Annotated in this window: 17 protein-coding genes; 7 read left to right on the top strand and 10 right to left on the bottom strand. The window is 60.9% G+C overall.

All coding sequences use genetic code 11. The features are described 5' to 3' along the window. Nucleotides 1-3: 3 nt before the first annotated feature. The 7 genes from G5S37_RS12095 to gspG form a co-directional block, all read right to left on the bottom strand. Nucleotides 4-666 (bottom strand): hypothetical protein, encoded by a 663-nt coding sequence (locus G5S37_RS12095; protein WP_165204158.1) that lies wholly within the window; start codon nucleotides 664-666, stop codon nucleotides 4-6. A 59-nt stretch (nucleotides 667-725) separates the two neighbouring features. Continuing rightward, complete coding sequence (locus G5S37_RS12100; protein WP_165204161.1) at nucleotides 726-1,946, bottom strand: hypothetical protein; 1,221 nt, start codon at nucleotides 1,944-1,946, stop codon at nucleotides 726-728. Between the two features lie 20 nt (nucleotides 1,947-1,966). Next, nucleotides 1,967-3,019 (bottom strand): type II secretion system protein GspK, encoded by a 1,053-nt coding sequence (locus G5S37_RS12105; protein WP_165204164.1) that lies wholly within the window; start codon nucleotides 3,017-3,019, stop codon nucleotides 1,967-1,969. 114 nt (nucleotides 3,020-3,133) lie between these two features. Further along, a complete protein-coding gene (locus G5S37_RS32305; RefSeq protein ID WP_206026416.1) occupies nucleotides 3,134-4,237 on the bottom strand; it encodes a hypothetical protein in 1,104 nt (367 codons plus the stop codon). Beyond that, a complete protein-coding gene (locus G5S37_RS12115; protein WP_165204167.1) occupies nucleotides 4,234-4,716 on the bottom strand; it encodes a hypothetical protein in 483 nt (160 codons plus the stop codon). The genes G5S37_RS32305 and G5S37_RS12115 overlap by 4 nt, the downstream gene beginning before the upstream one ends. Nucleotides 4,717-4,723: 7 nt before the next feature. Continuing rightward, the gene (locus G5S37_RS12120) at nucleotides 4,724-5,416 is read right to left on the bottom strand and encodes a type II secretion system protein (protein WP_165204170.1); all 693 of its coding nucleotides are present in this window, start codon (nucleotides 5,414-5,416) and stop codon (nucleotides 4,724-4,726) included. A 59-nt stretch (nucleotides 5,417-5,475) separates the two neighbouring features. After that, nucleotides 5,476-5,946 carry a type II secretion system major pseudopilin GspG gene (gene gspG / locus G5S37_RS12125; RefSeq protein ID WP_165204173.1) on the bottom strand — a complete coding sequence of 157 codons (471 nt, stop codon included), beginning with the start codon at nucleotides 5,944-5,946 and terminating at the stop codon, nucleotides 5,476-5,478. Nucleotides 5,947-6,266: 320 nt separating this feature from the next. On the opposite strand from gspG, the gene trmB reads away from it, so the two are divergent. The 3 genes from trmB (at nucleotide 6,267) to G5S37_RS32310 (ending at nucleotide 10,065) form a co-directional block, all read left to right on the top strand. Further along, nucleotides 6,267-6,905 (top strand): tRNA (guanosine(46)-N7)-methyltransferase TrmB, encoded by a 639-nt coding sequence (trmB, locus tag G5S37_RS12130; RefSeq protein WP_240914854.1) that lies wholly within the window; start codon nucleotides 6,267-6,269, stop codon nucleotides 6,903-6,905. A 113-nt stretch (nucleotides 6,906-7,018) separates the two neighbouring features. Continuing rightward, nucleotides 7,019-7,528: an Rrf2 family transcriptional regulator gene (locus tag G5S37_RS12135; RefSeq protein WP_165204178.1), complete on the top strand. Its 510-nt coding sequence runs from the start codon at nucleotides 7,019-7,021 to the stop codon at nucleotides 7,526-7,528. 794 nt (nucleotides 7,529-8,322) lie between these two features. After that, nucleotides 8,323-10,065, top strand: coding sequence for a hypothetical protein (locus G5S37_RS32310; protein ID WP_206026417.1), 1,743 nt, complete (start codon nucleotides 8,323-8,325; stop codon nucleotides 10,063-10,065). Between the two features lie 123 nt (nucleotides 10,066-10,188). On the opposite strand, the gene metE is transcribed toward G5S37_RS32310, so the two are convergent. Further along, nucleotides 10,189-12,609, bottom strand: coding sequence for a 5-methyltetrahydropteroyltriglutamate--homocysteine S-methyltransferase (metE, locus tag G5S37_RS12145; RefSeq protein ID WP_165204181.1), 2,421 nt, complete (start codon nucleotides 12,607-12,609; stop codon nucleotides 10,189-10,191). A gap of 72 nt (nucleotides 12,610-12,681) precedes the next feature. Here metE and G5S37_RS12150 point away from each other — a divergent pair, with 72 nt between their 5' ends. The 3 genes from G5S37_RS12150 (at nucleotide 12,682) to G5S37_RS12160 (ending at nucleotide 16,157) form a co-directional block, all read left to right on the top strand. Further along, on the top strand, nucleotides 12,682-13,617 hold the full coding sequence (locus G5S37_RS12150; protein WP_165204184.1) for a LysR family transcriptional regulator: 936 nt from the start codon (nucleotides 12,682-12,684) through the stop codon (nucleotides 13,615-13,617). Nucleotides 13,618-13,846: 229 nt separating this feature from the next. Then, on the top strand, nucleotides 13,847-14,794 hold the full coding sequence (locus G5S37_RS12155) for an alpha/beta hydrolase (RefSeq protein ID WP_165204187.1): 948 nt from the start codon (nucleotides 13,847-13,849) through the stop codon (nucleotides 14,792-14,794). A 40-nt stretch (nucleotides 14,795-14,834) separates the two neighbouring features. Further along, nucleotides 14,835-16,157 (top strand): sulfatase, encoded by a 1,323-nt coding sequence (locus G5S37_RS12160; protein ID WP_165204190.1) that lies wholly within the window; start codon nucleotides 14,835-14,837, stop codon nucleotides 16,155-16,157. An 88-nt stretch (nucleotides 16,158-16,245) separates the two neighbouring features. Here the strand turns inward: G5S37_RS12160 and G5S37_RS12165 are convergent, their stop codons facing one another. Continuing rightward, nucleotides 16,246-16,959: a hypothetical protein gene (locus tag G5S37_RS12165; protein ID WP_165204193.1), complete on the bottom strand. Its 714-nt coding sequence runs from the start codon at nucleotides 16,957-16,959 to the stop codon at nucleotides 16,246-16,248. Between the two features lie 74 nt (nucleotides 16,960-17,033). Continuing rightward, complete coding sequence (locus G5S37_RS12170; RefSeq protein ID WP_240914855.1) at nucleotides 17,034-18,620, bottom strand: hypothetical protein; 1,587 nt, start codon at nucleotides 18,618-18,620, stop codon at nucleotides 17,034-17,036. Between the two features lie 294 nt (nucleotides 18,621-18,914). Between G5S37_RS12170 and G5S37_RS12175 the strand changes: the two genes are divergently transcribed. Beyond that, nucleotides 18,915-19,880 (top strand): alpha-ketoacid dehydrogenase subunit beta, encoded by a 966-nt coding sequence (locus G5S37_RS12175; RefSeq protein WP_165204196.1) that lies wholly within the window; start codon nucleotides 18,915-18,917, stop codon nucleotides 19,878-19,880. The last annotated feature ends 101 nt before the right edge of the window (nucleotides 19,881-19,981 follow it).

Consider the following 19,981-nt stretch of genomic DNA (forward strand, 5'->3'; position numbering starts at 1 on the left):
AAATTAGGACGGGGCGAGGGGGATGCCGTCGAGCGGGGTGGTGAGCTCGAGCGGATTGGAGTTTTCAGCAGGCACAGCCGCCGGGGCGGGGGCTGGGGCAGGTGTGGGCTCCTGATACCCGGGCGGCGGTTGCGGATTGAACCAGCGTGCCACGGTGATGTTGCACTGGGCCTGCGGGGTTTTCTCACGTGAGCGGGTGTCCAGTTCCAGCTCGACGGATTTGATGGCGGTGAACTTCTCCGGCGACTGCAGGGTGAGCAGCCAGCCAATCACCACCTCCTGGGCTCCGCGCACGCGCAGGCTCACGGAGACTTCGTTGTGGTGGGAGAGCTCCAGCGACTCCAGCGGATTTTCGTTCTCCGTCTTCAGTCCCATGTCGAGCGCTGAGTTCCGCAGGTCATCGAGGAGCTGGCCCTGCGCCTTGCCGGCGGAGTTCGTGTAGGGCATGGACTTGTCCAGCCAGGCACTGAGTTTCTCCATGCGCGGTCCATCCTGGAGAATCAGGCGGTTGGAGGTTTCCTGCCGCTTCATGTCATCCAGCTTGGTGGCGAGTTCCTTGCGGCGGCCCAGGAATTCGCGCACCGCCATGAAATTCCCCACGAGGAAAATCGTGGAGAGGCAGATGATGAGCAGCCGCTTTTCGCGGGAATTGAAGGTGCGTTTCAAAGGAGGGTTGGAAAAATGGGATATTGGAAAAATGGATCAAAAAGAGACTGGAAGGAGCATCACGTGCCGCTGTCCATCTTGCCGGTGATGCGGAAGGAGGCGATCTTGTTCTTGATGTCGGGGGTGGGCATCTCCCAATGGAAGCGGTCGAGCTTGGGATGCTTCTTGAGGTCTTCCAGGAACTGGGCGGCAGTCTGCAGGTCACGTGCGTCACCGCGCAGTTCGATTTCAGTGGGCTTGGCCGAGAAGCGTTTGATGACGATGCCGCTGGGCGGCATGATGCTCGTCACGTGGCTGAGCTGCATCATGGGGTAGCGCTGCTTCTCCACGGCAGGCTCCAGGGCGCGCCAACGTTCAAAAGAGGTGCGCACACGCTCCGCCGGTTCGCGGAGACCGCTGGCACGCGCTTCCAAATCCGCAGCCTCTGCCTTCAGGGACTGCAGGTGCCACCAGCCAAGGGCGAAGAGGATGGCATACAGCACCATGGTGAGCATGCCCACGGAGACGAGACGGCGGCGGGATTCACGATTCGCCTGCGCGGTGAATACCGAGACGGGCAGCAGCTTCGGCAGCGCCTTCAGATCCAGGCCACGATTCGCTCCCGGAGGACCCGCGACTTCAATCGGCATGCTGATGTACTTGCGCAACTCCGTGGCCAGCGCTGCGGGACGCTCACCTGCGAGGGTCACGCCGCGCACCACGCCGAATCCTTCCTGTGACTCCAGGGTGAGCCGGGCCAGATCGAGTTCGCGGGCGAGATCCTGCACGGGCATCTCCGCGAAACCGGTCACGTGGCTGTGCCACAGGCGGCCCTGGAAGTTTGCCACGAGCACGAGAAGGCCGAGCTCCTCCACGATGCACAGGTTGTTCGCAGGCAGGGTGACAAGACGGAGCGCGGCGGTGTAGTTCACCGCATGAGGCACGGCCAGATCCCCGGGGAAGGGGTGCGCCAGCACATCCACGCTCACGAAGGACTGTCCCTGACTCTGACCCAGGAGATGCCATGCGAAATTCGGCGTGGGAGTTTTCTCCACGTGAATGCCGCGACGCTCGAGCTGGGCTTCCACCATTGAGGGGAGCAACGTGGTATCCACCGTGGGGAGCATGAGGCCGATGGTGCGGCACGCGGTGGCAGGCAGGCCTACCACGATGGGGCGCGATTGTTCCCGGAACTCCGCCGGCGAACTCACGGGCTCCGCCTTCGTGGACGCAAGGGAACGCCAGAGCCTCCACGAAGGCTCGGTATCAGGAAGGAGAAAACTGGCGGCGCTGGCACTCATGCGTTCGTTTCAGATCATCATCATTCTTCAAATCGGGCGAGGTAATTCAAGGATCCATCGTCCTGACGTCGGGCAATCACCACCACCTTGTACGTGGATTCGCCGATTCTTCCCACACTTTCCACCCGGCGGGTGAGGTGGTCTGCGGTGAGAAGGCTGTTGAGGGACGTGGCCTGCTGGCCGTCCATGCCCAGCAATTGGGTGGCCTGGTTGAGGCTCAGCTTTTTGTCGTCCTCCGTGTTGGGAATGCCGTCCGCACCGCTGCGCTCACGGATGAGGGACTGCGCGGCATTTTCCTCCACATCTGCCACGGCCATGAGAATCTCCTGCGGGGCGTAGTTCAGGTCGATGTAGCCGTCGCCATAGGTGCTGAAGTAGTTTCTCCAGTCGGGCTTCATGCGCTCCACGGCGTCCATGCCCTTCGCGAGGATCATTTCATCCAGTGAGCCGAAGCCCTTGTTTCGGGGGAAGTCGGAATAGCCGCGCTCCTTGTAATAGTCGGACTCGCCGCCGTAGGTCCGCATCTGGCTGTCCGTGTCCACCCAGTCCGCGAGACCATCCACGGCGGTTTCGGCTTCCTGAGGACTGAGCTGCCAGAGGATGAAAAGATTGTAGATGATCTCCCGGTAACGGGAGTCGGTGATGTAGTTGATGGGGATGCGCGCACCTTCGGAGGAAATGGTGACGGAGAATCCGCTGTCCTCTCCCACGGTCTGCTGCAGCACCGGGTCACCCGGGCGTATCTGGGGATGCAATCCAACGGCAATGCCGCACTCGGCAAGGTGCAGGGCGCGGAAGCGCAGGGACTCCAGGCCGTTGTCATCGACGCTGTCATTCAGGTAGTTCACCAGCGGGATGACGGTGAAGGTCATGAGGCCGATGGCGGCCAGCACGAGGATGAGTGCATAACCACCCTCACGGCGTGACCGGCGATGGTGTGAAAGAAAACGCAAACTGCGCTGCTCACCCCAAGGAGCGGCGGCTTTAGCCGCCGTTGACTCGCGCTCGGGGCGCGAGGAATCGGGCGACTGAAGTCGCCCCTCCTTGGACAGGCTTCCAGGGCACGAGGACATGGAATCAGACGCGGGCACAACCGCACAGACGGACCCGGCCTCTCCGGCCTCCGTACCACCTGCGCTGCTGCCTTCTCTGTTCCTTTTCATCCGCAAACCCATCTAAATGAATGCCTACCTGCCGCCGCCACCACCGCCGCCTCCGCCGCCCGATGGCGCACCTGTAGAACCACCGCCACCGCCACGAGGTTGCGCGCCGCCGCCAAAATTCCCCTGGCCCTGACCTTGACCTTGGCCGCCGCCGGGGCCACCACCACCTGGGCCGCGACCGCCACCATCGGGTCCACCAGGGCCACCCGGACCTCCACGTCCACGCCCATCTCCACCGCGACCGCCGCCGTCACTACCACGGCCACGATCGCCGCCATCACCGCGGCCCCGTCCACCGTCCTGATTGTTGCCGCCGCGGCCTCCATTGTTTCCACCACCGCCGCCGCCGCCCTGGTCGCTGGTGCTGGAGGTTGTCGTCTGCGGACGCAGGGCGGGATTCGCCCCGGCAAGCTTCACCGTGGGCAGGGCGAAGACGACGCGGATGGGCAGGGTGCGCTCGGCAAGGAGAAGGTTCATCTCCACCAGTTGCGGCAGATTCGTGCTGTCCCATTCCTCCACCCAGGTGTCGTCATCTACTTTGTAGAAGCGCCACGTCAGTGAGCTCACATTTTGCATGAGTGGCATCCAGTAGCGCCCCAGGTCATCCGGTGCGGCCACGCCTTCACCACTGGTCTGGGCCACGACATCTCCTGTGTCGGGGTCCTTGGGGATGATATCCTTCCGGCTGAGAGCCAGGTAGTAAAGCTGCTGTCCTGACTCTGCGGCCTCCGTCGCGGCATAGTCGGGGCGTGTGCCGATGATGGTATCATTATACGACATCGGATTCAGGCCGAAGGAGAAGGCATCCGGCGCGCCGCTCATCGTGAGCTCCTGCTTGATGGGCTGGGAGGTATCCGTGATCTTCAGCGTGAGGATGGCGGTGGACGGCAGGCTTTGGAAAGAGTGCCGGCAGAGCGAGATGAAGCGGTTCAGCTCATCGTTCTCGAGCTGGACCTGGCGCGTCTCCATGGCCGTGGTCATCGAGACCCGCACAATGCCGAAGACCATGCCGGACAGCAGAGCCAGCAGGGACAGCGAGAGGATGACCTCCATGAGGGTGAAGGCGGAGGTCGTGAAGCGCGGCGCCCTCCGGACCTCGACTTCGGACTGCGAATGCCGGGTTCTCATTGCTGCTGTTGCTGTCCGCTCCTTCCTTCGGTAGCAGTCTTGTAGACCCACACTTCCAGCGCTTCCGAATGGCTCTCACCACTGGCGGTATAGGTCGCGGTGACGATCAGCTTGTGCAGATCCTTGAGCACGGTGCCGTTGCGATCCTTCAGGGTAAGTTCCTCAGCTGCGCTGTTGAAGGTCACACCAAGACGCTCGTCCGTGTAGCTTTGGGTCAGCTCAGCCAGCGGCTTGCGGCGCACCTCCTCCAAGAAGGAGCGCATGCCGATGCGGATGTCATTCTCACGGTTCAGCACGCCGGTGGTCTGCAGGGCCATGTGCAGGGTCTGCGCAAATCCCATCACGGCGAGGGAGAAGATGCTCATGGCGAGGATCAACTCCAGGAGCAGGTAGCCGCCCCGTCTCCTGCCCGCGCGGAGGGTGACCGTAGCGGGAAGTCGGGCTGCTGCTGGTGGTAGTGCTCCCTTGGGCAGAATCATGAGTGAATCACTCCGAGGTTTCTTTGACGATGTCCGCCGTCAGGGCATTGAAATCGGCGGAATAAGCCGTCCCGCCGGAAGTCGTCATGGTCACCTTCAGAGGCGTGACCATGCCGGTGGGTTGGAACACCCAGAGCTTCACCTCGGTGCCCTCAACGGAGGTGGCCTGCGGCTCGTACCAGTACTGGATGCTGCAGGTCATGCCCTCGGGGAGGGAGTGTTTTTCTGTCCATTCCTTGAAAACATGCGGAGGTGGAACGGACTGGGGTGCGCCCGTGCCGGAGGCGGAGGCTGGCGGTGGGGTGATGGCCGGTGTGGCCTCTCCGTTTTCCTGGATGAGTCCCGCTTCCTGCTTCTGCTCGGCCTCATGCTCGGAGCGCTGGATGAACTCATCGATCTGCGCCGCCTGCAGGTAGGGGGAGAGGTAGCGGGTGGCGGTGTAGCCAGTGCTGGTGAAGGCGATCTGGTAGGGGCGCTTCTCCTCCATGGCGCGCAGGCGGGTTCGCTTTGCGAGACGGGCCAGGTCCTCCAGAGGCTTGCGTGCCTCCGCCTCCTGCATCATGCCGGTGACACTGGGCACCGCTGCGCCGGCGATCACGGCCAGGATGGTCAGCACGAGGACCAGCTCAATCAACGTGAACGCCGCCACGCGGCGTCCCCACCGATGCGGGGCGCTGTGCCTGTGGCTTTGTGCGTTCATGGGGAGGGTTTTGCCGCCGCGTACTGACTGGCAGGGGCGGCGGCTCTCTATCTATTTAATTACTTGGGCTCCGCGGGCTTCCAGTTGCCCAGATCGTCCTCGGTGTTGTCCTGGCCGTCCTTGCCGATGGAGTAGACGTCATAGCCGTCCTTGGACTTGGTGGCGGGATTGCGGTACTTGTACGGCTGCTTCCACGGGTCTTCGGGGAGTTCCTTGAGGAAGGGTTCGCGGTCCTTGTTGGGCTTTTCCATCAGCTTCTCCAGGCCCTGCTCCGTGGTGGGGTAACGTCCCGCACTGATGCGGTAGGCATCCAGGGACATGCCGATGGTCTTGATGTCACTCTGCACGCGCTGGTCCACCGCCATGTCGAAGAAGCCGCCCTTGTTGAGCTGATAAATCGCGGCGCCCATGAGCACGGCAAGGATGGTGAGCACGAGCACGAGCTCGACAAGGGTGAAGCCCAGGGCGCGGGCGCGTCGGTATTGTCGGGACAGAAGGTGGCTGCGGGAGTTGAGGGAGGGCAGTTTCATAGGTTGGTGAACGGGAGGCGGGGCAAAAGTCTTCAGTACAACGGATACCTTAAAGAGGTGTAAACACGAAAATGAGCATGAGTTTCGAGGGTGAACGTGATAATCCCGGAATTCCTTAACGGAACTTGGCTAAAAGCGAATCTTGGACAGCACGGGTGCTGGGGGATGCTCACTTTTTTGGGGCTGGGTCCTAAATAACCCGGCCGCGTAGTCCGACGGGCAAGCATCCATCTGAGAAGCGAGCAGCTACTTTGGGAAGCGAGCGAAATGCTTGACGGTTCCCGCCTCCGCCCTACCGCTGTGGTTTGCCCTTTGTTCTCGTGCCGACCGCTTCCTTCATGACCGAACTCGCCGCCCCGATCTTCACCCCCGCCGATTACTTCCGCGAACTCACACCCCAGGAAATCTTTGCCGAGTGGGAACGGCCCCTGGAGCTGGACTTGGGCAGCGGGGATGGCACCTTCCTGGTGGAAATGGCGGCGCTGTATCCGGAGCGGAACTTCCTCGGGGTGGAGCGACTCCTTGGACGCGTGGAGAAGACAGCGAAGCGCATCCGGCAGCGCGGCCTGAAGAATGTCCGTGTCCTCCGACTGGAGACCACCTACACCCTCAGCTGGCTGCTGCCGGCGGACCTGGCCACGCGCATTCATGTGCTGTGCCCGGACCCGTGGCCGAAGAAGAAGCATCACGGACGCCGCCTTTTTAATGACGCCGAGTTCCTCGGTGGCCTGCGCAAGGTGCTGCGCGAGGGAGGTGAATTCCTCTTCAAGACGGACGACCACAACTATTATCAGGAGGCGTTGGAGGTGATGTCCGGCCAGTCCGCGTTTCAGCGACTGGACTGGGCTGAGGATGCCTTTCCGTATCCCAAGACAGACTTTGAGATTCAGTGGCTCGCGCTTAGCAAATCTGTGGAGCGCGCGCGGTGGCGAAAAGCAATTCCGGGTGATTGCGAATGAGATGGCGAGGGGTTTGGCTCGAACTGTGCTTTCAGTCGGCCCATCCTCCCAGGTGCATGTGGAAAGCCCGGTGGGCTCAAAGCTGCATCTTACCCCCATCTTATGCTCAACCCATGGAACTCAGCCGCTTTTCTGACTACTCGCTACGGGTGCTGATCTACGCGGCCGCGCGGGAAAACCAGAAGGTGACGCTGAGCGAACTCGCGCAGGCGTACCGAATCTCTCACCACCACCTCGTCAAAATCGTCCACTACCTCGGAAAGGTCGGTTTCCTCAACAACCGACGAGGGCGCTCAGGTGGCATCCAGCTGGGGAAGAAACCGGACGAGATCCGTGTGGGAGACGTCATCCGGCAGACGGAGACGCACTTCAATCTGGCGGAGTGCTTCAATCCTGCCACGGATGTGTGCCGCATCTCTCCGACGTGCCGCTTGAAGGGCGTGTTTCACGAGGCGCGTGATGCTTTCCTGGATGTGCTGGATCACTACACGCTGGAGGACCTGGTGCAGAACCGCGGCCCCATCCTGCGTCTGCTCACGCTGAATGGAACAGCGCCAGCACCGGCGCCTCCTTCACCAGCAGTGGCTGCGGCGATGAATGCGCCGCTGGAAATACCGAGGTGATGATGTGGTCGACGATCTTGGTGTCAGTGTGATCACGAAATGATCATGACTTGAAGCAAGGGAAACGTCTCGTGAGTGACTCGAGCGCGGAGGGGTGGCATTACTCCTCGTGTACCACCCTGCGCGCAGCGCGCAAGGTGGTCTCCGCAGGGGTTCTTCTTGGTGCTGTGGGATATTGCAGCCACGAGACGCTGACGACAGCGGGGGCCAGGATGTGGGTGCGATCGATGGTCGGACTGAGCTGGTTCTTCCAATCGTCTAAATAAGTATTGCGCCGCCGATCGCCAGTAGTGGGGAATGCGAATCCTTGGCATCAATCGTGCGGTTCCTGCCCTTTGTTACCATCAGTTTTCTTGTCATCTCCACCGCACCCTCTTTCATACGTCAGTGCCTTCATCCCCGTCGTGACCAGCGGTCGCAGCCACAAAACAGTTTCAGGCGGTGTCGTATGATGCCGCATATCACGAGCCTGTTGTACATGCTGTGGCCGCGACCGCTGGTCCCGGCGGGGATTTTTTTGTGTGGTGAATCCGGTGTTTTCCCGGAGGAGTCCAGTGTGGGAACGTCGTCTGCGAGTGCGTGATTGTGAGCCGTGAGGCAAGTAAATGAGGTGAATGCTTCATAAATAATGAAGTGCATGGAAAAACTTTTAGATTGTGTTCGAGTGTCGTTTCGAATAATCTTTGCTCCGTAATGTAGCTGGGCAGATGTCCGTGCAAAATGCGTGAGTTCGGCGCCAGGCGCGCCGCAAAGGCTCCCTCGCGCTGGAGATCACTCGTTCACCACCGCCACCCATGAATATTCTGCGTCATTGTTATCTTCCTTGGGCCGCTGCATTCGCGGCCCTTCTTATTCCAGCGTCGAGTGCACCTGCTCAGTGCCCGGCGCCTGCAGCATGGTTCCCTCACCAGAACACCCCGGCCCCTGACTTCAACAAGTCATTCACCAGCAACTGTGACTTCCACCAGTGGGGGTGGCAGACCTTTCTCTGGCTGACGCAGGACACGGGAGGCGGCCGCATCCGGCTCATGGACATGCCCACTGCGGATCAATTGTTCATGCCGGGAAGGGCTCCTTCGCCCCTTAATGCGAAAGCGCTGGAAGGTTTGAAGAAGCGTCCGCTCCTTCTCATGCCGCGCGTGGGGAAGAAAGAGGATCCCACGACCTTTGACGAGGTGGAGCAAGCTGGTTCCGGAGGCTTGCTCGTCGATAAGAACGGGCGCCCGGTGTACTACATCTCCCACATCAATGATGTGTACTACAACTTCGTGCGGGACAACAAACTCTTCATCAAAGAGAACTACGTTGCTGCATCACCGACACTGAACTTTCCCGTGGGATCGCTGGAGATCAAATCCTCCTGGCGCATCGTTGCGGAAGGTGAATCCACCGCGGGGTTTTTCACCGCTCCTGCGATGATTCATCCGTTGACGTGTTCGGCTTCGGGGAACACCTGCACCAATGACGACATCATCGTGGACAGGACCAAGGTGGAGAATGTCACGGTGGCGTTGGTCGGCATTCACGTGGTCGGTGTGGTGAAGGACCACCCGGAGTTCATCTGGTCCACCTTCGAGCATGTGAAGAATGCACCCACGCTTCCCACAGGCATGCAGCCCGACAGCAATCAGCCGGTGAGTGACAAGGACTGGAATTTTTACACCGCGAACACTCCTGCCTCCGCCTGCAATCGGCTTCCTGTGACCCTCACGTTGGATACCCAGGCAAGCAAGCTGTCTCCCATCACGAATGCGTTCCTGCAGTTTGTGCTCGGTGGAGGATCCCAACAGGACACTACGAACATCCAGACTCTCAATGCCAGCGTTTTGAGTCAACTCGAGGCGGACTCTGTGTGGAAGAACTACCTTCTCGGCGGCGGGGTCTGGTTCAAGCAGGCGAATGCCCTGGCGCCCACACTTACCAGCCAGCAGATCCAGGCGTTGACGACTGGTTCCACCCAGCTCTCCAACGTTACCATGGAGACCTTCACACAGGGGGTGGGGCAGAACTGCTTCTCCTGCCATCAGGTAAGAGGCAGAGGAGGCATGCCGAACATGAATCTGAACATCAGCCATATCCTGAAGAATGGACTCATTCAGAGAAATGACGTGCAGCAGAAGCTCCTCGCCAAGCAGAAGCTTCGTCTGGCCGCGAACGAGGTCACCACACTCAAGATGGCACCGCTGAATTCGTACGCTGACGTGCAGGCGTTGCTCGATACGTTTGTCGCGAATAACAATGTTCCCATCAACCTCGCGCCGCATCGTGCCTTCTGGAAGACCATGACCTATCAGGAATTTATCACGGGAAACATTCCCAGAGTTGAGGATCCGGACACAGGCAATCCGCTCAAAGTGCTCGTGGTGAATGATTCGAAAAACTCAAACCTCATCATGTCCCTCAGCGGTACGCCCGGCACCATCTTCGATCCCAATACCGGAAGCATCGGCCAGATGCCTCCCTCTGGGCCCTTCATGGATCCTGCGGACATCGCTCGCATTGCGGATTGGATTGACCGAGGTTGCCCGAATAATTAACAGGCCGTGCAATCAACGTGCTCCATTGGCCGGGCAGTTGCATCATTCCAAACAGCCATAAAAAACGCTCCACCCCCAAGGAGGGTGGAGCGTGCGTGGCCAAGGGGGGGATTTACCTGGTGTTCAACCGCGCAAAGCGTGTGCCACGCTCACCATGTTCGCCAGGGCGGCCTTCACCTCGGGCCAGCCGCGGGTCTTGAGGCCGCAGTCGGGATTCACCCAGAGGTTGTCCTTTGGCAGCACGGCGGAGGCGCGGTCCATGAGCTCGCGCATTTCCGTGGCTGGTGGGACACGGGGGCTGTGGATGTCATACACGCCGGGTCCGATTTCATTCGGGTACTCGAAGCGTACGAAGGCATCAAGAAGCTCCATGCTGGAGCGTGAGGTCTCGATGGTGATCACATCCGCATCCATGGCGGCGATGGCTTCAATGATGTCATTGAAGTTGCTGTAGCACATGTGCGTGTGGATCTGCGTTTCATCACGCACCACGGACGCGGCCACGCGGAAGGCGGCGACGGTCCACTGGAGGTAGAAGGCGCGGTCCTTTTCACGCAGCGGCAGGCACTCGCGCAGCGCGGCTTCATCGATCTGAATGACACGGCAGCCGGCGGCTTCGAGGTCGCGCACTTCATCACGGATGGCGAGGGCGATCTGGCGGCACACTTCGGGGCGCGAGAGATCATTGCGCACGAAGCTCCAGTTCAGAATCGTGATGGGACCCGTGAGCATGCCCTTCATGGGGCGTGCGGTGAGGCTCTGCGCGTACTGGAACCAGCGCACGGTCATGGGATGCGGGCGTGATACATCGCCGAAGATCACCGGCGGCTTCACACAGCGGCTGCCGTAGCTCTGCACCCAGCCGTTCTGCGTGAAGGTGAATCCATCGAGTTGCTCGCCGAAGTACTCCACCATGTCATTGCGCTCGAACTCGCCGTGCACCAGCACGTCGATGTCCAGGTCCTCCTGCACGCGCACGCAGCGCGCCGTTTCTTCGCCGAGCAGCGCTTCGTATTCCGCATCCGTGAGCGAGCCCTTGCGCCAGCGCGCACGCCAGCTCCGCACTTCATCCGTCTGGGGGAAGGAGCCGATGGTCGTGGTGGGGAAGGCGGGAAGCTTCAGGCGGTTGCGCTGCACTTCCTGACGTTTTGCGAAGGAGGAGTCGCGTTGCTCATCCTGCGGCGTGAGAGCGGCCGCGCGCTCGCGCACGGCGCTGACATTGAGTCGGGGGTCGGTGGCCTTGGTGGCAAGTGCGGACTGATTCGCGAGCCATGCGACATCACTCTCGCGCTCTGGGGAGATGGCAAGGCGTGCCAGCGTGCTCACTTCCGTGAGCTTCTCCGCGGCAAAGGACATCCATCCCTTGATCACCGACTCCAGCTTCGTTTCGTGCTGCAGGCTCACAGGCGAGTGCAGCAGCGAGCACGAGGGCGCAAGCCACACGCGATCGCGGCCCAGCTTTTGCACCACCTGGTCGATGACTTTCAGCGATGCGGCGAAGTCGTTCTTCCAGATGTTGCGTCCGTCCACGACACCAAGAGAAACGATGGTGCGCGGGGGCAGTACTTCCAGACCGTGATCGAGATCGCTCGCACCACGGGTGATGTCGAGATGGATGGCCTCCACCGGAAGGCGTGAGAGCGAGAGGAAGTTCGACCCTGCCGCGCCGAAGTAGCACGCGGTGATGAGTTTCAGCACACCGGCTTTCTCGCGCAGCACATCATAAGCGGTGACGAAGTGCTGCTTGATCGTGGTATCCAGATCGAGGGCAAAGATGGGCTCGTCGAGCTGCACCCACTTGGCGCCTTGCGAGGCGAGCTTCTGCAGCACCTCGCCATACACTTCGAGGAGTTGAGGCAGCAGCTTGAAGCGGTCGAAGGAAGGGTTCTTTCCACCGTGCACCTTGCCGAGGTACAAATAGCTTACGGGGCCGAGCAGCACCGGCTTGGTGCGGTGGCCCTGGGCGAGGGCTTCCTGAAACTCGGCAAAGGGCTTCTGGCTTGCGAGGCGGAAGGTGGTGCCGTCGTTGAACTCGGGCACAAGGTAGTGGTAGTTCGTGTCGAACCACTTCGTCATTTCACAAGCGGTCGCGCCAGTGTTGTGGCTGCCATTTGCGGTGCCATTGCCGTGCTCGTGTCCGCAGCCGCAGGATTCATTGTCTTCCTTCTTCGCGCCGGAGCGACCGCGCGCCATGGCGAAGTAGGTCTCCAGATTTACATCGCCTTTGCCATCCCAGCCGAAGCGCTCGGGCACGTTGCCCACGAGGCAGGACAGGTCGAGCACCTGGTCATAAAGGCTGAAGTCATTGCTTGGGATCAATTCGAGACCAGCGTCAGCCTGGAGCTGCCAGTGCGTGGCGCGAAGCTCCCGGGCGGCAGCTTGCAGCGCGGTTTCATCCGAGGCGCCTTTCCAGAAGGCTTCGACGGCTTTCTTGAGTTCGCGTTTTGCTCCGACTCTGGGAAAGCCCAGCGAGTGGGAGAAGAGTGGGGCAGGGGACGAGCCTGATGCAGATGCGTTGTTGGTTGCGGATTCATTCGTAGTCATGCTTGCCGAAGTTGAATCCCGGACGGCATGTTGCATAATTCATGTTTTGGCGCTTCAACATTCGCCATACTTATGAGCCGTTCCGCCCTTCCTCCGCTTGAGCTTCGCCACCTGCGTACCTTTGCCGCGATTGCAGAGACCCACAGTCTCTCCAAGGCCGCGGCACGCCTGCACCTCACACAGCCGGCAGTTTCCCATCAGGTGAAGGCCCTGGAAGACCTGTATGGCATTCCGCTGTTCGAGCGCAAGACGGTGCCGCTGCGGCTCACGCCGGGTGGTCAGCGCCTGCTGGGCCTTGCGCGGGAAGTGGAGGTGCGCGTGGCGGAAGCAGAGCGGGATCTCTCGCGCATTGCGGATGGTCGCGCGGGACAGTTGCGCATCGCCGTGGAGTGCCACTCGTGCTTTGACTGGCTCATGCCTTCCATGGATGCCTTCCGCGAGCGCTGGCCGGAGGTGGAGATGGATTTGGTGTCCGGCTTCCACGCGGATCCCGTGGGCTTGCTGGGCGAAGATCGCGCGGATCTCGTGATCGTGTCGCATGCCATCAAGCGGCCGGACATCGCTTTTCATCCGCTCTTCCGCTATGAAGTTTCTGCGCTGCTGGCGAAGGAGCATCCGCTGACGGCGAAGCCGTTTCTCTCTGCGCGTGACTTTGCGAAAGAGACACTCGTGACCTATCCCATCCCGGATGACCGCATCGATGTGCTGCGCGAGGTCTTGATCCCCGCACGTGTAGAACCGGCGAAGCGCCGCACCACGGAACTCACTGTGGCGATTCTGCAACTGGTGGCGAGCAAGCGAGCCGTCGCGGCGATGCCACGCTGGGCGGTGCAGCCGTTTTTGGATCGCGAGTATGTGGTCGCGCGGCCCATTGGGAAGAAGGGCCTGCAGAGCGCGCTTCACGCGGCTACCACGGAAGCGGCGGCGGGCGCGGCGTACATGCGCGATTTCCTGGACATCATGCGGCGCGTGAGTTTTGCGTCGCTGTCGGGGATTACGGCGTTGTAGGAAAGTAGTCCGCCGAGGCTCGGCGGTGGGTGAGGGGACGGTGGACGTTGTTTGCCGGGTCGATATAGCGTGTTGAGGTGGCTTGGTGGTTTTGAGCGGTGGGAGATGGCGAAGTCAGGAGACGTTTCCTGACCGCCGAGGCTCGGCGGACTACTTTCTTCGCGCTGCGTTGATGAAACTTCCCGACAGTTTCACCACCTCTTGATCGTTAGCGGGGCAATCCATCGCCATGCTCCGCTTCACCTTCCTCTCTCTTCTTCTGCTGCTCGCCCTGCCGGTAGGCGTTTCTGTAGCCCAGAGTCCCAAGGCGCCAGCCAAGAAGCCCGCGACTTCGGCTCCGAAACGCGAGCCTCTGCGCTCCACACCGCCGGACACCATTCAGGCGGAACTCGACATCACGTACGGCAAGACGCCCGAGCAGGAGTTGAAGCTGGACATCTACCGTCCCAAGGTGGGCGGAGACAAGATGCCTGCCTGTGTCCTGGTGCATGGAGGTGGCTGGATGAAGGGCGACAAGGAAAAGTTTCGCCCGCTCGCCATTTCACTCGCGGAGAAGGGGTATGTGGTGGCGAACATTGAATACCGTCTCGGTGACGTGGCGAAGTACCCGGCGGCGGTACAGGACTGCAATCTCGCGGTGCGTTTCGTACGGGCGAATGCCTCGCGCTTCGGCATCGATCCTAATCGCATCGGTGCGTGGGGCGGCAGCGCGGGTGGTCACCTCGTGGGCCTGATGGCTGCGGCGCCCGCGCATGAGAAATATCTCACCGGCACTGGTGATCTGCGCGATGTGTCGGCGGCGGTGCAGGCATCCTGCATCATGGCCGGTCCCACGGATCTCACGATGGAGACGTTCGTCGAGGCCCTGCGGCGGGCGAAGGAAAAGAGCAACAGCTTCCAGTGGCTCGGAAGACTCTACGACGATGCTCCCGACCTGTATCGCGAAGCATCACCCATCACCCACTTCAGCAAATCCACCGGACCAGTACTCTTCCTCACAGGAGATCTCGACAACCCGGAACGCGATGCTCCGGGAATGGCGAAGCTGAAGGAACTCGGTGTGCCGACGAATCAGGTGATTGTGAAAGACGCGAAGCACGGCTGCTGGATGCAGAAGCCGTGGCATGAGCAGTGCGTGGATGCTGTCGATGCGTGGTTCAAGGAGCATCTGAAGTGATGGATGCTGCTCCGAGTCTGAGGTGCCAAGCCATTCGATCATGAAACGTCCTGCTCTTCTCTTCGCGATTGCCGCGTTCCTCTTTGCGACATCATATTCGGTTGCGACGGCTGCGGATGCCTCATCGCGCCCACCGAACATCATCTTCATTCTCGCGGATGATCTGGGCTATGGCGATCTCGCGTGTTATGGCGCGAAGGACATCAGCACCCCGCACCTCGATCGCATGGCAGCGGAGGGCACGCGCTTCACAGATTACTCCGTGGCAGCCGCACTCTGCACGCCCTCGCGCGCGGCGATCATGACGGGGCGCTATCCCGGACGCAGCGGTCTGGCGACGGGTGTATTACGCCCTGATGCGACCCATGGTCTGCCACCTGAAGAGGTGACACTCGCGGAAATGCTGAAGACACGAGGTTATGCCACGGGCTGCATCGGCAAGTGGCACCTTGGCTTTGTGAAGGGCTCGCGTCCCATGGACCAGGGATTCGACAGCTACTACGGCGTGCTGCACAACCTGGACAAGCACGAGACGGTGGTCTTCGAAAAGGAGGGTGGCATGCCGGTGCTGCGGGGTGACGTGGTGGAGAAGCGTCCCGCAGTGCCCTCGGAGATGACCGGCCTCTACACGACGGAGGCACTGAAGTTCATCGAAGCGAATAAGGAGAGGTCCTTCTTCCTCTATCTCGGTCATGCCATGCCGCATATCCCGTTTGAGCCTTCCGCGCGATTCAACGGGCAGTCGCTCCGTGGTGCCTATGGCGATACGGTGCAGGAACTCGACTGGAGCACGGGAGAGATTCTCGCCAAGCTGCGCAGCCTTGGCCTTGCGGAAAATACGCTGGTGATTTTCACCAGTGACAATGGGCCTGAGCGCAAGACACCGGGCACGGCTGCTCCACTGCAGGGCACAAAACATACTGTCTACGAAGGTGGTTTGCGTGTGCCTTTTATTGCGTGGTGGCCCGGTCATGTGCCAGCGGGTCGTGTGAGTCATGACTGCACGCTTGCTTTCGATCTTCTGCCGACCTTTGCCAAACTCTCAGGCGCAGCTCTTCCCGCAGATCTCAAGCTTGATGGGCTCGACGTTTCCGACGCGTGGCTGGGAAAGAGTGCGCCTTCAGCGGACAAACCGAGAACACTGTACTCACTCTATGGATTGAATAAACGCCGCCTGGAGTCCATTCGCGAAGGCACGTGGAAGCTGCATCTGACCGAGCCTCCGGTCTTGTATGATCTCGAGATGGATCTTGGTGAGACACGCAATGAGGCAGAGGGGCGTTCCGACCTCGTAGAGAGGCTCACCAAGGTTGCCGCGAAGATTCGCGAGGAGACGAAGAATCCCGCAGCGGCGAAGCCGTGAGAAAGTAGTTTGGCATCAGCCGAATCAGGATCAGGAGACGTTCCCATTGGGCTGAAGCCGAAGCTACTTTGAAAAGACCTCGCCGCTTTCACCAGAACTTCCACCACGCTTTCTTCGGCGTGAGTGCTTCTTCGAAGCGGGTACACATTTCCTCGTAGGCATCGATGCTGAGCACCTCGTGGCTGCCCACCACGTAGACGCCGCCGGCGAAGCACTCCGCTTTTTCAGCAAGTCCGGATGACCGCAGCCGCTGTGCTGTTTCTTCGCAAGTCAGGCGGAACCAACCCTGGCAATATTCCTCGTCCGCAAACCAAACGGAGTGGACTTTTCTGAGGTTGCTTCCCGGGGTGAGGTAGCCTTTTGCCTGGAGTTCAGCGTCGCTCCTGCGTTCATCAGCCTGATGATCGATGATGTGCGCACGGCGCGCACCGAAAATCCGGATCAGACACGGCAGTGCTACTTCCAGCAACTCCCGATAAGCGACCTGATGTGGCTTGAACTCCAGCGTGATGCTGTGGGACCAGTTTCTTCCTGAGCCATCTTGCGGTAGGTGTACACAGTAGTTGATATATCCTCTTACCCGAGGTGGGAGATACTTTGTCAGTTTGCAGGTGGCTCCAGACGAATCGCCATCCGTCCCAGGCGGAGAAGGCTCCCCTGACAGTTTCCAGGCTCCTTCCATCGCGGCCCACTCCCGTACGAGCTGCTTGTGCTTTTCGAACGCTGGAACCTCAGGCGCCACTCGGGAGAGCAGGCGCAGCTCGTAAGTGGTGGCAGGCTGGTCTGACGGCGTGCGCGACATGAGTCGCGCCCACGTATCACGCCTGCCCCTTCCTGGCAATACGTGCGAGTTCCTTCTTCGAGTTGCACGCCGCCTTATGGCTTCGGCGGCAGCAGTCCCAGCCCACGCTTTGTGCCGTCTTCGCGTTCATCGAAGATGGCCTTCTTCCCGGGGAAGACGGGCGTTTCCTTCGCAAACCGCACGGCTTTCGCATAGGGATCATCCTCCAGGCGCTTCATGTCGTCTATCTCAAGCTTGGTGGTGGTGAAGATGGGGAGAATGGGAGTGCCGTCCGCGCGCTCTTCATACTTGCCGTTCTTGTCCTGTACCATGAGCAGGCCACCCACGCGACCGCCGGGTGTCTCGCCGACCACGATGTCCAGCTTGACGGGCTCGTGCATCTTCACCCACTTGCCGAAGTAGGCGGTGCGGTTTCCTGCCACGGGCGGTCCTTTGAACTCCTGGCGGATTTCATCGTCGTATTTTCCTTCGCCCACGCCGGCCATGGGCACCCAGGAACCGTCCAGCACCGGCTTGTTGTTGATGTAGACGATCAGGAGGTCATCGAAGAATCCAACGAAGCGGTAGGTGCCCGGCTTCGGCGGAGAGACCATGCCGCTGTAGTGCACGAACCAGCCGCGCGGCTCGACTTCCTTCTCGACGTTGAAGCACTTCGGCCCTTCCTGGGCGGCCATGTTCGGCACCATGAGATAGGTGAAGCTCACCTCCTGCTTCGCCTTGTAGTAATCCCTCAGTACGGTGGGAGAGAAGCGGCGTGATGCTGCCCTGTTGATCACCTCGATGTAGTCAGGGAAGGTGCCGCTGTAGGGCAGGGCTTTGCGTTCGCGATCCTGCTTCATGTCGTAGAACGCACCGGGAAGGCCCTCGCCACCCAAGCGGCCGAAGAAGGTCATGGGAGCAAATCCCTTCGCCATGCCGATGCCCGTGCCTGCGCCACCTCCGCCGCCAGCACCGGAACCACCAAAGCCCGCGCTACCGCCGGACATCGCGCCCATGGGAGAGCTCATTTGCGGCATCTCAAAGGTGTCCATCGGAAGCTCGGGCAACTGGATGGCGCTGGCACCCTGCACCACGATCTTGCTCATCGGTGTGCTCTTGCGCAGGCTTTCGCGCTTCTTCTGCTGCATCATGTGAGACAGGTCGCGCGAGGCGGAGTCACCCGCCTTGCTCCCACCGCCGGGGAGGAAATCGACCGGCTTCTCCGGGTTCGCGATGGTGGTGATCAAGAAGTAGGCGCCTACCAGGAGCAGTGCATGGATGGTGAGGCTGAGCAGCAGGGAGCCACCGCCCACGGTGTACCAGTATTTCGCGAGCCTCTTCGAGACTGGCATCGGCGGCGCCGGAGGTGCCTCGGCATGGTGAGGCACCATCGGACCCGCATGGGCATGTGCCTGTGTGTGCGTACGTGTGGCAGTAGGCGCAGAGCCGGACGGAGGAAGAATCAACGGTATGGACTGGGTAACCACAGGCGCTGCCGGGACACGGGTGTTGGAAGAGGGCGGCGCCACATATCCGGACTCCAGGGCGACACTCTGCGACGTGGGGGCCAGGCTCTGGATGGTCACCGGCTTCGACTTGTGCGTTGGCGTCGGGGCCGAAGCCGAAGGCTGGCTGATCGGCTGGCTGGAGGTGGGCTCCGGAGAGGTTTCGTCGGGATTCATTGGGGGAAGCGTGAGGGCAAAATGCGGACTCTGCCGGGCACATCGTTTCACCGACCTTTATCTTTGAACTTTTTGTGCCCTTTCTTTTGCTTGGTCTTGCCCGCGTTTTTAGCCGCTTTCGCCGGTTCCCTAGTCAGCGCTGGGATGGTGGGCCGGGTCCGAAAATGATGGTCATTCGTTGTTCGCGATTTTTGGGGCTGGAGGACAATCCGTGCTCTCGTGGAGAGGGCGATGTACGGATTTGATTGCTCAGTGCCAAGGGCCTTGCTACCTCTTGCCTCTCCTCACGCACCCATGTCCCTGACCTACCTCGACGCCATCCGCGAAGCCCAGCACGATGCCTTGGCCCGGGATCCGCGTGTCTTCATCTACGGACAGGACATCGGGAAGTTCGGCGGTGCGTTCAAGGCGACCAAGCGCCTCGCGGAGGAATTCCCCGGCCGCGTGCTGGATTCTCCCATCAGCGAGGACGCCATGGTGGGTGTGGCCATCGGCGCAGCCATCGAGGGTGCGCGACCCATCGTGGAGATGCAGTTCGCGGATTTCAGCAGCGTGGGCTTCAACCAGATCGTCAATCAGGCGGCCACGCACTTCTGGCGCACGAATGTGCCGTGTCCCATCGTCATCCGCCTGCCCAGCGGCGGCACGGCGGGCTCCGGTCCCTTCCACAGCCAGAGCATGGAGAGCATCTATGCGCACTATCCGGGACTAATCATCCTGACGCCGGCGACGGTGGAGGATGCCTACCACATGCTGCTCGCCGCAGTGGGTTGCTCGGACCCGGTCATCTTCTGCGAGCACAAGTTCCTGTATTACCACCTCAAGGCAGAATCGCTGCCGGACGAGTCCCTCCCGCTGGGGAAGGCCCGCATCGCCCGCCCGGGTCGCCACGCCACGGTGGTCGCCTATTCCGCCATGGTGCACGAGAGCATCCGTGCCGCTGAAGAGCTGGCGAAGGACGGCTATCAAATCGAAGTGGTGGATCTGCGCAGTGTGAAGCCGATTGATACGGACACCATCCTCGCTTCCGTGGCCCGCACCGGACGGCTTCTCTGTGTGGGAGAATCCTTCCCCTGGGGCGGTGTGACTGCCGAGGTGATCACACGCGTCACGACGGACGGCTTCCACCTGCTGGACGCGCCGCCGCAGCGGCTGAACTCGAAAGACACGCCGATTCCGTATCATCCGAATCTGTGGAAGGCGCATCGTCCGACGTCCCCGGCGATCGTGAATGAGCTGCGGAGGCTGCTGAAGTATTGAGTGGGGAAGCGCGACAAGCAGCGGCTGACAGGAGGTTAGGCGTCCCGCCTGACAGTGGGCGTTAGACCTCCGGTCTGACCGATGCTGACGTGACTTGGTGT

This window comes from Roseimicrobium sp. ORNL1 (genome assembly GCF_011044495.1).
In the GTDB taxonomy this organism is placed as follows: Bacteria; Verrucomicrobiota; Verrucomicrobiia; order Verrucomicrobiales; family Verrucomicrobiaceae; genus Roseimicrobium.

What these genes read in the sequence shown, in the direction of transcription:
- G5S37_RS12175 (WP_165204196.1), top strand. Translation starts at nt 18,915, where the DNA reads ATGTCCCTGACCTACCTCGACGCCATCCGCGAAGCCCAGCACGATGCC.
- G5S37_RS12105 (WP_165204164.1), bottom strand. Translation starts at nt 3,019, where the DNA reads ATGTCCTCGTGCCCTGGAAGCCTGTCCAAGGAGGGGCGACTTCAGTCG.
- G5S37_RS12120 (WP_165204170.1), bottom strand. Translation starts at nt 5,416, where the DNA reads ATGAACGCACAAAGCCACAGGCACAGCGCCCCGCATCGGTGGGGACGC.
- G5S37_RS12170 (WP_240914855.1), bottom strand. Translation starts at nt 18,620, where the DNA reads ATGAATCCCGACGAAACCTCTCCGGAGCCCACCTCCAGCCAGCCGATC.
- G5S37_RS12160 (WP_165204190.1), top strand. Translation starts at nt 14,835, where the DNA reads ATGAAACGTCCTGCTCTTCTCTTCGCGATTGCCGCGTTCCTCTTTGCG.
- G5S37_RS32305 (WP_206026416.1), bottom strand. Translation starts at nt 4,237, where the DNA reads ATGAGAACCCGGCATTCGCAGTCCGAAGTCGAGGTCCGGAGGGCGCCG.
- G5S37_RS12165 (WP_165204193.1), bottom strand. Translation starts at nt 16,959, where the DNA reads ATGTCGCGCACGCCGTCAGACCAGCCTGCCACCACTTACGAGCTGCGC.
- G5S37_RS12100 (WP_165204161.1), bottom strand. Translation starts at nt 1,946, where the DNA reads ATGAGTGCCAGCGCCGCCAGTTTTCTCCTTCCTGATACCGAGCCTTCG.
- G5S37_RS12135 (WP_165204178.1), top strand. Translation starts at nt 7,019, where the DNA reads ATGGAACTCAGCCGCTTTTCTGACTACTCGCTACGGGTGCTGATCTAC.
- gspG (WP_165204173.1), bottom strand. Translation starts at nt 5,946, where the DNA reads ATGAAACTGCCCTCCCTCAACTCCCGCAGCCACCTTCTGTCCCGACAA.
- G5S37_RS32310 (WP_206026417.1), top strand. Translation starts at nt 8,323, where the DNA reads ATGAATATTCTGCGTCATTGTTATCTTCCTTGGGCCGCTGCATTCGCG.
- G5S37_RS12155 (WP_165204187.1), top strand. Translation starts at nt 13,847, where the DNA reads ATGCTCCGCTTCACCTTCCTCTCTCTTCTTCTGCTGCTCGCCCTGCCG.
- G5S37_RS12150 (WP_165204184.1), top strand. Translation starts at nt 12,682, where the DNA reads ATGAGCCGTTCCGCCCTTCCTCCGCTTGAGCTTCGCCACCTGCGTACC.
- metE (WP_165204181.1), bottom strand. Translation starts at nt 12,609, where the DNA reads ATGACTACGAATGAATCCGCAACCAACAACGCATCTGCATCAGGCTCG.
- G5S37_RS12115 (WP_165204167.1), bottom strand. Translation starts at nt 4,716, where the DNA reads ATGATTCTGCCCAAGGGAGCACTACCACCAGCAGCAGCCCGACTTCCC.